The sequence below is a fragment of the Anabaena sp. TISTR 8404 genome, from assembly GCF_056847745.1.
Map to the genome: position 1 here is coordinate 5,805,001 of NZ_CP180578.1, position 14,096 is coordinate 5,819,096.

A 14,096-nucleotide genomic window follows, 5' to 3' on the forward strand; every position below is an offset into this window, starting at 1 on the left:
GATGATGAATACCCAATCACCTGTAACCACAGACTTCTTAGGAATGGTGCTGAAAATGCAACCAAACATAATTGTGAGTGACGAGCAATTTTTTGATTTCTGTCAGGTAAACCGTGATTTTCGCATTGAACGTAATCACCTTGGAGAATTATTGATTATGCCCTCTACAGGTTCAGAAACAGATGAACGCAATTTTAATTTAACTGGTCAATTATGGATATGGACAAAGCAAGATGGTACAGGTGTAGGTTTTGGTTCTAGTGCTGGTTTTACCTTACCTAACGGTGCAGTGCGTTCTCCTGATGCAGCCTGGATAAAAAAAGCAAGATGGGAAGCAATACCTTTAGAACAAAGAAAAAAGTTTGCGCCTATTTGTCCTGAATTTGTAGTGGAATTGCGTTCAGAGACAGATAATTTGAAAACATTACAAGAAAAAATGGCAGAATATATAGCTAATGGTACAGAATTAGGTTGGTTAATAGATAGAAAACAACACAAAGTATTTATTTATCATCCTGAACAAACTGTAGAAGAATTAGATAATCCTTCGACATTAAGCGGTGAAGATATATTACCAGGATTTATTTTAGATTTAAGTCAAATTTGGTAAGCGGATAATATTATAAAGAAACTTGAGGAAGCCTCTATCCATTATTTTAACGTCGGCAAATAAATAGCTTTTTATTGCATAATAGTTCAACTGTTAGCTTTGATTGACGTTACTAGAACTACTTAACCTATATGGAAGAATCAGTAGAGCATCCCCTATTATGCGAACGTTGCGTTTCTGCCTTAGCTAGAACTTTCTAATCATGTAAATCTGTAGAGACGTTATATATAACGTCTCTACAAATGACGATTACAACTTCTGCAACAACTCTTGAGTTAACTGCACAAAAGCCTTAGAACCAGCCGACTGCGGTGCATTTAAAACAGCAGGCATAAAACTATCAACAGCTTTCGCCACATTGATATCAACTGGTATTTGTGCCTTACAAATTTTTTCTACACCAAAATCTTCTACAACGCGGTGCATCACTTGTTTGTAATATCTACCACTTAACAAATTAGCAGTAGACATACTAAAAACAATTCCTAACATTTTAATATCTATTTTCGCTTCATGTTCGTGACTGTCTTTTAATTGAGCAATGCGTCTTTCTAACAATTGAATACCCACTACAGATAATGGTTCTGGCTTGGCTGGCAGAATATAAAAATCACTAGCCGCTAAAGCACTACGAGTCAATAAATTATAACCAGGCGCACAATCTAACAAAATAAAATCATATTCATCCCGCACTGGTTTGAGGATGTTATTTATTAACACCCTCTCAAAGCGATTCCAAATTACTTCAAAATTTTGTTCACCAAAAGCAATGGTTTGTTTATGCAGCATTTCTGACACAACAAACTCATCATATAAATCGATATCTCCTGGTAACAAACTTAGTCCTGGAAGTCCGCAGACTTGTTCTTGAATAATATCTTTAATCGTCTGTGTTGGGTTGGACTCTGGATTGATGACTTCATCTATTAAATATCTAAACGTTTTTCTGTTTTTGCGACGCTTAGCAAATTCCAAAGGCGACATCAGACTGAGTGTGGCACTGATTTGAGTATCTAAATCTAAGACAAGCACCCGCTTACCATGATTTTTCGCCAAACACGTAGCTAAATTGACGGTAATTGTTGTTTTACCAACGCCGCCTTTCATATTGGCAGTAGCAATTACATATCCCATTGGTTAATTCCTCTGATGACGCATTCCCATCTAGGTAGCGTACACCCATCCTGAACACTTGAAACTTCCGTTAAATTTAACATTTGTGGGAAGTCAAAAATAAAAACTGTCAGATTCTAGCAGCGCAGTATGTTTTGCTAGAAAAATTATAGAAGCCACCATGAATTAGGTATATCGAGAGTTAAATCATATTTCTTTTGATTACAAATACTTAAAAAATATTTATACACTACCTTTATAAGTAATCTTGTGTCAGAATCAAACACGTATAAGCATGATTCAATAAACGAAACTATATAGAGGTAAAGAACTTGGCTTTCAATCCTGAGTTGTGCCGTAACGAAAGCGAAGTTGAAAGCAAACTCATAGTCCAATATTTGCTACCACAGCTAGGATATACTCCCGATACCTGGCATCAAGAAGTCGCCGTTGGTAGCATCCGCTTAGATTTTCTAGCATTTGCAGCACAAGTCTTACCCTTTGTTATAGATGCTAACTCGCCATTGAGTGTGGTGATGGAAGCAAAGCATCCTAAACAAAACTTAAATAATCACTTTCTGAGACTTAGGCATTATTTAACCAGCTTAAATGTGAGACATGGATTATTAACCAACGGTAAAGAAATTAGAATTTATGAAAAATTAGGCGATGATATTAAGTTAGTTTTTTCTTGTTCCGGGAAGGAAGTAGAGATAAAAATAGAAGAAATTAAAGCTTTGATTGGTAGAGATAGTTTTAAGCATAAGGAACCTCTGGAGAAAATAGAAACTCCAGTAATTCCAGATATTCATCAACTTGAAATCAAGGAGCAAAATTCAATGAAAATTATTGCTGTCTACCATAATAAAGGCGGAGTAGGAAAAACTACTACTGTAGTGAATCTAGCCGCTGCTATTAGAAAGAAAGGTAAAAAAGTTTTAGTAATTGACTTAGATAGTCAGGCGAATACTACCTTTGCTACTGGTTTAGTTAAATTTGATGACGAAGAGTTTGATGATATTAAAGACTCTAATATTTTTCATGTCTTATCATCAGAAGATTTTTATCCCATTTCAGAAGTTGCTAGAAAATCCAATTTTAGTAATCCAGAAATTCATGTTGTTCCTGCACACATAGACTTGATTAGGCAAGAAACAGAACTAAATGCACTTGATTACAGCCGACTTATACTAATTGAGAAACTAGAAGAAGTAAAAGATGAATATGATATTGTACTCATTGACACTCCGCCTTCTTTAAATTTGTATGCCAAAATTGCCTTGATAGCCGCAGATTATCTTATTATTCCATCTGATTTAAAACCATTTGCCAATCAAGGACTAACTAATGTTAAAGAATTTGTCAAAACTATTAATGCGTTTAGAAAACAGATCAGAAAATCAACAATTGAAGTTATAGGAGTTTTGCCTTGTAAAATCTCGACAAACGCTAAGTTTGTGCAATCAACATTAAAGAATCGTATAGAAAAAATTTCTAGCCGATATGGTGTTGATGTAATGGATACTGTGATTTACGAAAGAGATGATTTGGCTAAGTGTGCCGAGAAAATTCAAATTATTGGAGATATGGAAATAGCTGATCCTATCTCAGTACTAGATTTTAAACCTGATTCAACATCAGCACAGGAATTTCAGCTACTAGCTATAGAAGTATTACAAAAAATCGGGATGGCTTAATGAAATTATCCACATCACTTGTTGCTATCAAAAAAATTACCTCTAATACTCCTCGCTCTCTTTTTGCAGAGGATGATTTAGAAAACGCTGCTCAATTGATTTTAGATTCTGAAGGAGTCATTAACCCTATTGTAGTTCGTAGAAATGGTTTGCAATCTTATGAGGTTGTAGATGGAGATTTTGAGTATTATGCTGCGGCTAGAGCTAGAGAAATAGATCCACGTAAAGGTGAGATGATTGGCGTATTTATTATTGAGCCTGAAAATGAGGAAAATTTAACTAAGCAAGTTGAATTATTTAGAAAGCAAAAAGATGAGGCTTCAGAAAAGATAAATTTAACTTCAGAAGATTTAGAGAAATTTTTAAACAATTTAGAATCTCGCTTAGATAAGCTTGCTAAACAATTACTAGAGGAGTCAACAACCAAAGTAAAGTTAGAAAATGAAAACAAAGAGCTTAGAAAGAAGCTAAATGATAGGGTTGAACCTTTAGAGTTTTTTAAAAAATTAAGTGTAGAGAAAATTGCTGCTAAACTACGGAATACTGGATTGCAACCAAAAAGAGCTAATCGGATCGCAGCAGTAGTAATAGATGAACGCGAAAAAAAGCAGTTTCAATCATTACAAGATGTGATAGAGAGAGTTAAAATTCCTCATGGAAAAAAAATACAGAAAGGTATAGGTGAGAAAAAAATGCTTGAGATCATAGAAAATTTATACTTAGATGATTAGTTTACTGAATGAATACTACAAAATTGTAGTAACTAAGAAGTGCAATATAAATTTTATAAATGTTACTATGAAACCCAATTTTTCAGCTTTAGTACATGTGCTGAGAAAACTCACCAAAGTATCTTTTCAGCCGATTTTTAATTTCATCTTGGTCACTACTTTTGGCCAGTCTAACAACAAATTCAATAAGTTGACCAGGTTCATCGCTTTTACCATTTTTGAACTCGAAACACTCGCTCACCTGTTTAGCCAATGTTTTACGATTGAAATACTTTAGTAAATCTTTGTAATTTTTCGTTTCGATTATTTTTTCAAAAATGATCTTGCTAGAGTTATAAATGTCAGATATATTAATATCTTGAACAAGATTATCCAAAGCTTTTTGAAGTTTTATCTCCTCTTTAGATTTGTCGTCAACTTCTTGAAGTTTAGATTTGTCGCCAAATAGATTTAATCTAAATTTGATTTCACTAACAGTTATTAGTGATATTTGCGTTTCTATTTCTGATTTAAGTTGTTTGAAAACCAAATCAGAAACTTTTTTAAAATCATCGTCGGGATTTCTTGCAAGTCTTTGGCTAACAAGGTCTAAAATTTCAGGAGTCAAAAACAAGTTTTCTACTTCAGCGACTTCTAGAACGTAAATGCCATCGTTCAAAAGTTGTCTAATTTCATTTTCAACTCTTCGGTCTCTATCAATAATTCCATAAATCTCCAAATGATGGAGTTGATTACTAGCTCTAAGAGCTTTAACAGATTGGATAACTTGTGTACAACTACCCAGTGGAATCACAAGAAAATTACTAAGTAGTGATCTGTAAAAGGTTGCATCAAACTTACCATTTTCGCCTTCAACGAAAACGACATTCTTTCTACTACCAAGGATTTGGATAAGCAACTCTTCTGGTAAACCATCTACCTTTTCAATCCGTTGCCAATCCCAATTATTACCATCATAGGACTTCAGCCATATTTTTTCCGCACTTTCTTGTGCTGTGGCAAAATCTACGTCATGAGTAAGATATACAAAAAGACAGTCTGGGCGTAATTTTTCAATTTCAGCCCACAAAGGAGCTTGAATAGATTTGTGTAAATGAATCTCCGGCTCGTCAATAACAATTATCCCATTTTCAGGTGCTGCTAGACATTGGCCAATCAGGTAGAATATAACCCTTTCTCCATCACTCATTTCAGAAGAGTTATAACTGTTGTCTAAGGAGTCTCGAACTTTAGTTTTTATTCCTAAACCACTAATAATTAATTGTCGATGGGGAAGAATTTTCTCCCAAACCTCTTTGACTTTATCGAGTTTAGTCGTAGGAGGTTCTATACGTTCTTCACTTGCTTGTGCTGCGTTCCGGTATTCTGCATTCTTCTCCGTTTGTTCAGAAAACAGATAACTCATCAATTTGTCAAAATCGTTCAGTAACGAAATAGCTGGCTTGTCATTCCATCGCTGATTCAGTTTATAATATTTGTAACTTTCACTAAAATTATCATCATTAACATCTGCATATCCATACAGCAAAGTAAGCTTTGCTTGGTTGATAGATAGAGGTGTTGTTGTGTGTGGCATTGATAATGATTTTTGTGCTGAAATACGATGTACCTTTTCTGGATTTTCTGAGTCAATCCAAACGCCTAATCGAGTTTTTCCTGAGCCATTAGCACCTATAAATAACAAACTACTATTAGTTGATAACTCTTCTTTTCCACCTGTCCTTGTAGGCAACTCTAATTTAAATTTTCCTTCCATAAATATATTGAAGATTTCAAAATGATGCAATAAATATTTATTAGTTAATTATAATCCCCATCCAAGTGTCAACCTAGATGGGGTATTACATTTAATGCACTAACTCAATAGCCCGCTTAGTCAACGCCTCAGCAGTCAAACCATTAAACGCCATCAACTCACCAGCACTGGCTGTAGTTTCCCCACGTTTCCAGGCAAAAGTATCGCGCTTGCTGTTACTTCTTAACATAATTGGTTCTAGCATTGCCGCAGCACCACCAGTTACACCAATTAGTACATCACCACCAAATAATTCAGCAAATTTTGCATCATCAATAAAACCACCATCGGCTTCTGAACAAGTATCCCAAGCAACATCATTAGGACGATATAAACGACGGGGATTAATAATAGAAACTATCTTCACCCCGATACCCTCATTTTCTAAGAAAGCTGCTGCTTCAAATACAGGAATTAATGTCATATCGCCAACAACAGCAAAGACAACTTGCTTATCACCAGCAATTTCATGCAATAATATTGCACCATCTTCTAAGCCTTGCTGAGTTTGTTTTAATGTGGTGCGAATTTGCAAAGGTGACTTACTCGCAGTAATGACAATTCCCTTATTTCTTGTTTTCAATGCCCAGTCATAACACGCTTGAATACTATTAGCATCGGGTGGGAATAATGGGAAGACATTTCCATTCCGCATCATTGATGCAAAGTAGGCTTCAATTTCTGGACGTTGGTGTGTCCAACCGTTACGACCTTGTTCTAATGCGCCAGCAGTAAATAATGTAATTGTTGAGGGAGTTTGACGGCGTAATTCTGCCATTGCTTGGGTGACTGTTTGCCAAATTGGTAACCCGTTGATGGCAAAAGATTCATAAGAACACCACAAACTTCTCGCACCCATGAGTGATAAACCAACGGCTAAACCTGCACAAGCATCTTCACTTAATGGTTCATAAACTTGACCGTTTGGTGCTTGATTATATAAGTCGTCGGTTGTGGGGTGAATAATTTTTAAGGCTTGGTTGATGTTGCCAATTCCTGATGCTTCGTTACCGTCAGCGTTGGTGACGAGGAAATTTTTATCTTTTTGTCCGACGATACCAACTAATCTTCCCATTGCAGTTGTGGAAACTTTGGGTTCACCACTAACTGCATATTCTTCTAATGGCAATTCGCCTAAGTCTGGTAATTCTAATTCAAATTCTGTCACGACAGTTTTAGCTGCGGGGCCGCCACCAGCACGTTCGGCGTTGGTTCTGACTATTTGCCAAGCCTCTGGTGATAAGGCGCGTGCTTGCAATGCACTGACAATGTGAGGTGCATCTAGGGTGTCTTTAGGATATAAGTTGTGAGATTTTGCACCTCTGGCGTGAACGCCTGCGCCTTTGAGTTGTTTGATAATAAATACGGTGAGTTTACCGCTAAGTGCGGAACGTGCTGCTTTATCGACAGCTACTAATACAGCTTGGGTAAAGGCGAGGCGTTTCTCAAAGGAAAAGGCGGTACTATCAACATAGTCTCCTGGTTGATTTTGGTCGTCAAATTCTTTGGCATCTACGAGAATGACTTCCTCAAAACCGTTACCTTGCCAGTATGCTTTCATCTCTTCGTTGGTTTTGAGGGAAACCATACTGTGATGTTCTTGGCTGTACCCATTCCATACCAGCACAGGTAAGAAGTTGGTGACGCTGGGATAGGCGGTGTTAAAGTGTGCCATTGAACTCATGATGTATGGTTCACCCAGTCCACCATCACCAAGGGTGAAGGGGAAAAGTTTGTCACGGTGGAGGAGTGCAGCCGCCATTGCAAAGTGTTGCCCTTGTCCCAAAGGCCCGGCGGGTGCGAGAATGCCAGGAATGTAGCCGGAGAGATGTCCTAAAAGTCCGTGCTTTTCGCGGAAGCGATCGCGCAATTGTTGTACTGTAAAAATGCCCATGTCTTCTAAGGAACGATCCAAAAACATGGCACTATAAAATCCAGGGGCGTGGTGTCCGACTTCCGTAATAATATTTTTGTAGCCCAGCATGACTAACGCTGCGTATGCTTCCGCTTGGCTGGCAAACCCGCCTGGATGTCCTGATGCTTTACTACCAGTGATTTGCAATGTCAGGTAACGCAAGGCATCAGCAGCAAGTAAAGTTTGATATACGGCTGCGCTATCTGTAGGAGATGCGATCGCTACTTTATCTGAATCTATCGCAGGTGTAGCACCATAAGTGGCAAAATCTGGTAACGCTTCGCCAAAATATTGAATTCCTTCGCAAAAATCAGGAAGCGCGGAAGATGCCTTTGGTGTAATTGCTGTCATGCTGAATACCTTATAAGGATGAAGTGAAACTGTAGATGCCCGTTGAATTTAACAGAAATTTTACATCTTTAGGGTTGTCACAGTTTATTGCATTTTTGCAACCACAGGATAAGTAGTTTAAATGATTTATAGGTGATAGGGAACAGGGAACAGGAAACAGTAAAGCAAGATGAGAGGAAGGTTCACAAAAAACATCTTTAGCAATTAATGATATTCTTCAACTCACCCTTACTGATTCAAAAATCAAATTGAACCCGTATATTTTATGCTTTCGTGAAGTTAATATTTGCTTTTTTAATTTCATCTCATTATCCAAATACCTTTCATTCAGTATTGGAATTTCCCTATTACTGTCACCTGTTACCTGTTCCCTCTCATCCCACCTGTATATACCATCCTATAGATCCATTTTTGGCTATGTAAAGTTTAAAGTAACCATTATGGAACGCTATGAGATAAGAAATTCATGCCAGAAGAACGCAGGTTGGAAGAACAGTTAATCTCACAGGAAGCCGAACGCAGGCTATCCAACCAACTGGATGAAGCTGAACAAATTGATGTCGATGTGCAGACTGATTTGTTCAAGATAGTGCAAGGACAAGCGGATAAAGTTTCACTGAAGGGACAAGGATTAGTTATTAAAGAAAACATCCGTGTTCAAGAGATCAAACTGCAAACAGATAGTATTACGGTAAATCCTTTAAGTGCGATTTTTGGACAGATTGAACTGAATGAGCCAGTAAATGCGATCGCCCGCATTGTCATGACAGAATCAGATATTAATCAAGCATTAAACTCAGAATTTGTAAGGAATTATGCAAAAAATTACGGCTTGAATGTAGAAGGCGAAATTATTAGCTTTGAAATGCAAAATATGCAATTAACTTTACCTGGAAATAACAAAATTCAATTCCAGGGATTGACACAAATAAAAGCAAAGGGTATTACTCATCTACTTGGTTTTACAGCCAGATTTCGCCCACGAACTCGTTCATCCCCGATCATCCTAGAAAGTTTCGATTGCTATCAAGGAGAGGGCGTAACTTTAGAACTAGTTTTAGCCTTGATGCAAAAAGTTAAAGAACTAGTTAATTTACCATATTTTCTTTGGGAAGGAACTAAATTTAAAATTATCGATATGGAGTTAAAAATGCATAATTTGATACTTTTGATAGAAACAAAAATGCAACAAATACCTGCTTCTCTATCGGAAATTTCTAATTAGAAAATCCAACACAATATTGGTTGAAGACGATTAAACACAATCAATGTTGTAATTTCTGTTAACCCTTTGTAATATTAGCAAGCCACTCTATTCTAAACTAGCAATATGCAAGAGTATGATGTTGTAATTATCGGTGCAGGACATAACGGCCTAGTTTGTGCAGCATATTTGCTCAAAGCTGGTTATAGCGTTCTGCTGTTAGAAAAACGTTCTGTACCTGGTGGTGCAGCAACAACTGAAGAATGTTTACCCAAAGAAGCCCCTGGATTTAAATTTAATTTGTGTGCTATTGACCACGAATTTATTCACTTGGGGCCAGTAGTTGAAGAATTAGAACTGAAGAAATACGGTTTAGAATATCTGGAATGTGACCCAGTAGTGTTTTGTCCTCATCCCGATGGCAAGTATTTCTTAGCACATAAATCTTTAGAGAAAACTTGTGCAGAAATTGCTCGTTATAGCGAACGAGATGCTAAGAAATATGCCGAATTTACTGATTACTGGCAACGGGCGATCGGAGCAATGATTCCGATGTTTAATGCACCGCCAAAATCAATTATAGATATTGCTGGTAACTACGACATTACCAAACTCAGAGATTTATTTTCAGTGATTGGTTCACCAAATAAAACACTGGATTTTATTCGCAACATGATGACCAGTGCTGAAGATTTACTCAATGAGTGGTTTGATTCCGAATTTTTAAAAGCGCCATTAGCAAGATTAGCATCAGAATTAGGTGCGCCACCATCACAAAAAACCATTGCGATCGGTGCAATTATGATGGCAATGCGTCATAATCCTGGTATGGCGAGACCGCGCGGTGGGACTGGTGCATTAGTCAAAGCTTTGGTGAATTTAGTTACTAGTAAAGGTGGTGTAATTCTCACAGATCAGCACGTCGAAAAAGTGTTGATTGATGATGGTAAAGCTGTTGGTGTCCGCGTTGCTGGTGGCACAGAATATCGGGCGAAATATGGTGTAATTTCTAATATTGATGCCAAGCGGTTGTTCTTGCAAATGACCGATAAAAGCGATATTGACTCAGCTGATCCTGATTTGTGGGAAAGATTAGAACGTCGCATTGTTAACAACAACGAAACCATCCTCAAAATAGATTTAGCTTTAGATGAACCACTGCGCTTTCCTTTCCACGCGCACAAAGATGAGTATCTTGTTGGTTCTATCTTAATTGCAGATTCCGTTGCTCATGTAGAACAAGCTCATAGTAAGTGTACCTTGGGAGAAATCCCTGATTCTGATCCATCTATGTATGTGGTCATGCCAAGTTACCTTGACCCCACATTAGCACCCCCAGGCAAACATACTGTCTGGATTGAGTTTTTTGCACCTTATCAAATTGCAGGTGCTGAAGGTACAGGCTTAAAAGGTACTGGTTGGACTGATGAATTGAAAAATCAAGTTGCTGACAAGGTAGTTGATAAGTTAGCTACTTATGCACCTAATGTTAAAACAGCTACCATTGCCCGACGTGTGGAAAGTCCCGCAGAATTGGGAGAAAGATTAGGCGCGTATAAAGGAAATTACTACCACGTTGATATGACGCTAGATCAGATGGTATTTTTCCGTCCCTTGCCAGAAATCGCTAACTACAAAACCCCCATTGATAATCTCTTTTTAACTGGTGCGGGGACTCATCCAGGTGGTTCGATTTCCGGGATGCCAGGACGTAATTGTGCGCGTGTCTTTTTACAGTCCAAGCATCCGATTACTCAGACATTGAAGGATGCCAGAGATTCAATTAAATCAACTGTTGGATCTGTGTTTGGGATTATTTAGGAATAGTTTCGCGCAAAAGCGCAAAGTTTTTCTTAGTACCTTTGCGCCTTTGTGTGAAATAAATTATTACTGCTTACACAATACCTGTCGCATTCTACGCATATTCGCAGGTAGCTCAAAATTCATTGCTTGTTGAATAAAAATTGAAGGGATGGGAATATTGGGTGTAGCTTGCACGTTATAAGCCAGCAAAGTACCGTTACCAAAATCTTTCAAATCTACGCAGGCAGTAAAATCATCAAAAGTACCTCTTTCCATGCGGAAGTGGATTTGTTGTCCAATCACTTCCACAACGTTGAGGTAAATTTCAACTTGGGCTGTGAAAAATAAAAAGGCTTTTTGTGCAGCTTGGTATAAGCGCTTAACTTCACCTCTGTGCAAAACTTCGCTTCTGGTGATGTCAGGAAAATATTGCACCCACCGAGGGTAATCTGTGAGTTGCTGCCATACCTGCGATCGCACCATTGGCACATACATCCATGCAGTAACTGCACCACCCCACGCCGTGTGCGATCGCGCTTCTACCAAAATTTCGCCCTGTATCAGCAATCTTCGCTTGTCATCGCTCCAAGCCATATCTAAACCTGCAATAATTGGGTCTGAAATATGAGACGCAGCCATATTAATACACTCACTCCTCACTTTGCCACACTTCCAGAGTTGACACTCATCAACCGTCGAATAAGCTTTAGATCAGCTCACTCAAATTTTAGTTCCACTTTTCTAACTCAATTTTCCGGAACTGATATCATTTCAGTTCATTTTTCTGTGAAATCACTGCTAAATTCGTATTTATGATTACATTTAATAAAATCTACATTTAAGCCGTTCTAAAAATAGCCCTACTTCTAATATAGAAGTGTAATAAATTTTGAATCAAAGGCAAATTAAATGAGTCAATCTTCTTTAAATCGTAGGCTAACCCAAGCTTTTGGTATTCTACTCGGCATTGGTATCGCCATTTGGATTCTCAGAGGTTTTGGTATTCTCACCTTTCTGCCAGGAGGCATTATTTGGCTATTTTTTTTAGGTGCGATCGCTCTGGGAGTTATTAGTTTTGCTCAGAGAACATGGTGGCGTTTCTGATCTATACTGAGCATAATCCTACTTTACCAATTGTGTAATCTCACTTAATTAAGATTATTCCTTTGCCAGAAATCTAACTTTAGGTATTTTTTTAAACCTTAGTAATTTTTAGCAGAAAACCCAGAGATATTGGTTTCTCTTTGAACGTAAAAGTGTGCTGATTATAACTTGCCATTCAAAACGCTATCGAGAAACCATCCAAATAACTGATCAGGGGATAAAACAATGGAAACTTACGAATGCACTGTTTGTGGCTACGTGTATGATCCAGAAGTAGGTGATCCTGATGGTGGAATTACCCCAGGAACACCATTTGAAGATATCCCAGAAGATTGGGTGTGTCCAGTTTGCGGCGCAACCAAAGATCAATTTGAACCAGTGGAAGTTTAATAAAGTATGAAGTCTGAAGTCTGAAGTCTGAAAGAAATTTTATCCTTTAGCCTCCTACCTTTGGACAAATGACCATTGACTATTGACAAAAGAGACTTTTTAAAATTGCAACCGTTAACAATTGTCGTTATTGGGGGTGGGGCTGCGGGATTTTTTGGTGCGATCGCTTGTGCTAATGCCAACCCCCATGCTCATGTCATATTACTCGAAGCCAGTCGTCAACCACTAGCAAAAGTCAGGATTTCTGGTGGTGGACGTTGCAATGTAACTCATGCTTGTTTTGAACCTGCTGGCTTAGTGCCGAATTATCCCAGAGGTGGCAAGGCTTTGCGAGGTGCTTTTAGTCGCTTCCAAGCTAAAGATACAGTATCTTGGTTTGCCAATCACGGAGTGCCACTGAAAAAAGAAGCTGATGGCCGGATGTTTCCGGTAACAGATAATTCCGAAACCATCGTGAACTGTCTGATGAATGCAGCCGAAGACAATGACGTAGAACTGCGGACTGGAACACCAGTTATCTCAGTTAAAACACTACCCCTTAACACTCAGCACTCAGCACTCAGCACTCAATTTGAAATTCATTTAAAGTCTGGAGAAACTCTAAAGTGCGATCGCCTACTATTAGCCACAGGTAGTAACCCCATAGGCTATAAAATCGCCCAAGAATTCGGTCATCAAATTGAACCGCCAGTCCCATCATTATTTACCTTTAACATTGCTGATTCTAATTTGCGGGCGTTAAGCGGCGTTAGCGTCAACCCAGTGCGCTTGCGGCTGTTGGTTCCAGAAAAACCTGTGTTGGAACAAACTGGGCCTTTGTTAATTACTCATTGGGGTGTCAGCGGCCCCGCTGTGTTGAAACTTTCGGCTTGGGGGGCCAGGATACTTCATGACAACCGCTATCAAGCCACTTTATTAATTAACTGGCTACCAGATTTGGATCAAGACCAAATCCGGGAAAAGATTTTAGCAGTCAAAAATGAATGGGGCAAAAAAGCGATCGCTTTACATCGTGGCGTTGATTTACCTCACCGCCTTTGGCAATACTTTATCAGCCGTGTCAGTATTAATACAGAAGTTCGTTGGGCAGAAATATCTAACAAAATCCTCAATCAACTAGTTCAAGAAATTTCTCAGGGAAAATACTTAGTTAATGGTAAAGGAGCTTTCAAAGACGAATTTGTCACTTGTGGCGGTGTCAGCCTCAAAGAAGTCAACTTTAAGACTATGGAAAGTAAATTAATTCCTGGTCTTTACTTTGCCGGCGAAATTTTAGATATTGATGGTGTTACAGGTGGTTTTAACTTCCAAAGTGCTTGGACAACAGCTTATTTAGCCGGTTTAGCAATGGCAGAAAATTAATAAAAAATAAAGTATTCAGAA

The 14,096-nt window shown here is 38.2% G+C and carries 12 protein-coding genes; 8 read left to right on the top strand and 4 right to left on the bottom strand.

Annotated elements, in window-relative coordinates:
• The first annotated feature begins 4 nt into the window (after positions 1–4).
• Entirely contained in the window at positions 5–610 is a 606-nt protein-coding gene (locus ACMX3D_RS25290) for a Uma2 family endonuclease (protein ID WP_482752423.1), read from the top strand.
• A 249-nt stretch (positions 611–859) separates the two neighbouring features.
• Here ACMX3D_RS25290 and ACMX3D_RS25295 read toward each other — a convergent pair whose 3' ends face one another.
• Positions 860–1,744 carry a ParA family protein gene (locus tag ACMX3D_RS25295; protein WP_482748542.1) on the bottom strand — a complete coding sequence of 295 codons (885 nt, stop codon included), beginning with the start codon at positions 1,742–1,744 and terminating at the stop codon, positions 860–862.
• Between the two features lie 311 nt (positions 1,745–2,055).
• Between ACMX3D_RS25295 and ACMX3D_RS25300 the strand changes: the two genes are divergently transcribed.
• Both ACMX3D_RS25300 and ACMX3D_RS25305 read left to right on the top strand, forming a co-directional pair.
• Positions 2,056–3,420 (top strand): ParA family protein, encoded by a 1,365-nt coding sequence (locus ACMX3D_RS25300; protein WP_482748543.1) that lies wholly within the window; start codon positions 2,056–2,058, stop codon positions 3,418–3,420.
• Positions 3,420–4,151 (top strand): ParB N-terminal domain-containing protein, encoded by a 732-nt coding sequence (locus ACMX3D_RS25305; RefSeq protein ID WP_482748544.1) that lies wholly within the window; start codon positions 3,420–3,422, stop codon positions 4,149–4,151. Before ACMX3D_RS25300 ends, ACMX3D_RS25305 begins: the two co-directional genes overlap by 1 nt.
• Positions 4,152–4,239: 88 nt before the next feature.
• Here ACMX3D_RS25305 and ACMX3D_RS25310 read toward each other — a convergent pair whose 3' ends face one another.
• Together ACMX3D_RS25310 and ACMX3D_RS25315 are read right to left on the bottom strand one after the other, a co-directional pair.
• A complete protein-coding gene (locus ACMX3D_RS25310) occupies positions 4,240–5,907 on the bottom strand; it encodes a DUF4435 domain-containing protein (protein WP_482748545.1) in 1,668 nt (555 codons plus the stop codon).
• 91 nt (positions 5,908–5,998) lie between these two features.
• Positions 5,999–8,212: a phosphoketolase family protein gene (locus ACMX3D_RS25315; RefSeq protein ID WP_482748546.1), complete on the bottom strand. Its 2,214-nt coding sequence runs from the start codon at positions 8,210–8,212 to the stop codon at positions 5,999–6,001.
• A gap of 466 nt (positions 8,213–8,678) precedes the next feature.
• On the opposite strand from ACMX3D_RS25315, the gene ACMX3D_RS25320 reads away from it, so the two are divergent.
• Entirely contained in the window at positions 8,679–9,437 is a 759-nt protein-coding gene (locus ACMX3D_RS25320) for an LmeA family phospholipid-binding protein (protein ID WP_482748547.1), read from the top strand.
• Between the two features lie 105 nt (positions 9,438–9,542).
• The gene (gene crtO, locus ACMX3D_RS25325; protein WP_482748548.1) at positions 9,543–11,237 is read left to right on the top strand and encodes a beta-carotene ketolase CrtO; all 1,695 of its coding nucleotides are present in this window, start codon (positions 9,543–9,545) and stop codon (positions 11,235–11,237) included.
• Between the two features lie 66 nt (positions 11,238–11,303).
• Here the strand turns inward: crtO and ACMX3D_RS25330 are convergent, their stop codons facing one another.
• The gene (locus tag ACMX3D_RS25330) at positions 11,304–11,858 is read right to left on the bottom strand and encodes an SRPBCC family protein (RefSeq protein WP_482748549.1); all 555 of its coding nucleotides are present in this window, start codon (positions 11,856–11,858) and stop codon (positions 11,304–11,306) included.
• Between the two features lie 270 nt (positions 11,859–12,128).
• On the opposite strand from ACMX3D_RS25330, the gene ACMX3D_RS25335 reads away from it, so the two are divergent.
• The 3 genes from ACMX3D_RS25335 (at position 12,129) to ACMX3D_RS25345 (ending at position 14,075) form a co-directional block, all read left to right on the top strand.
• Entirely contained in the window at positions 12,129–12,323 is a 195-nt protein-coding gene (locus ACMX3D_RS25335) for a hypothetical protein (protein WP_482748550.1), read from the top strand.
• A 225-nt stretch (positions 12,324–12,548) separates the two neighbouring features.
• Positions 12,549–12,713, top strand: coding sequence for a rubredoxin (rd, locus tag ACMX3D_RS25340; RefSeq protein ID WP_482748551.1), 165 nt, complete (start codon positions 12,549–12,551; stop codon positions 12,711–12,713).
• Between the two features lie 105 nt (positions 12,714–12,818).
• A complete protein-coding gene (locus tag ACMX3D_RS25345) occupies positions 12,819–14,075 on the top strand; it encodes a BaiN/RdsA family NAD(P)/FAD-dependent oxidoreductase (protein WP_482752424.1) in 1,257 nt (418 codons plus the stop codon).
• The last annotated feature ends 21 nt before the right edge of the window (positions 14,076–14,096 follow it).

Bases quoted from the DNA above. Each gene is read 5' to 3' on its own strand.
- ACMX3D_RS25290 (WP_482752423.1), top strand. From the start codon at position 5: ATGAATACCCAATCACCTGTAACCACAGACTTCTTAGGAATGGTGCTG.
- ACMX3D_RS25295 (WP_482748542.1), bottom strand. From the start codon at position 1,744: ATGGGATATGTAATTGCTACTGCCAATATGAAAGGCGGCGTTGGTAAA.
- ACMX3D_RS25305 (WP_482748544.1), top strand. From the start codon at position 3,420: ATGAAATTATCCACATCACTTGTTGCTATCAAAAAAATTACCTCTAAT.
- ACMX3D_RS25310 (WP_482748545.1), bottom strand. From the start codon at position 5,907: ATGGAAGGAAAATTTAAATTAGAGTTGCCTACAAGGACAGGTGGAAAA.
- ACMX3D_RS25315 (WP_482748546.1), bottom strand. From the start codon at position 8,212: ATGACAGCAATTACACCAAAGGCATCTTCCGCGCTTCCTGATTTTTGC.
- ACMX3D_RS25320 (WP_482748547.1), top strand. From the start codon at position 8,679: ATGCCAGAAGAACGCAGGTTGGAAGAACAGTTAATCTCACAGGAAGCC.
- crtO (WP_482748548.1), top strand. From the start codon at position 9,543: ATGCAAGAGTATGATGTTGTAATTATCGGTGCAGGACATAACGGCCTA.
- ACMX3D_RS25330 (WP_482748549.1), bottom strand. From the start codon at position 11,858: ATGGCTGCGTCTCATATTTCAGACCCAATTATTGCAGGTTTAGATATG.
- ACMX3D_RS25335 (WP_482748550.1), top strand. From the start codon at position 12,129: ATGAGTCAATCTTCTTTAAATCGTAGGCTAACCCAAGCTTTTGGTATT.
- rd (WP_482748551.1), top strand. From the start codon at position 12,549: ATGGAAACTTACGAATGCACTGTTTGTGGCTACGTGTATGATCCAGAA.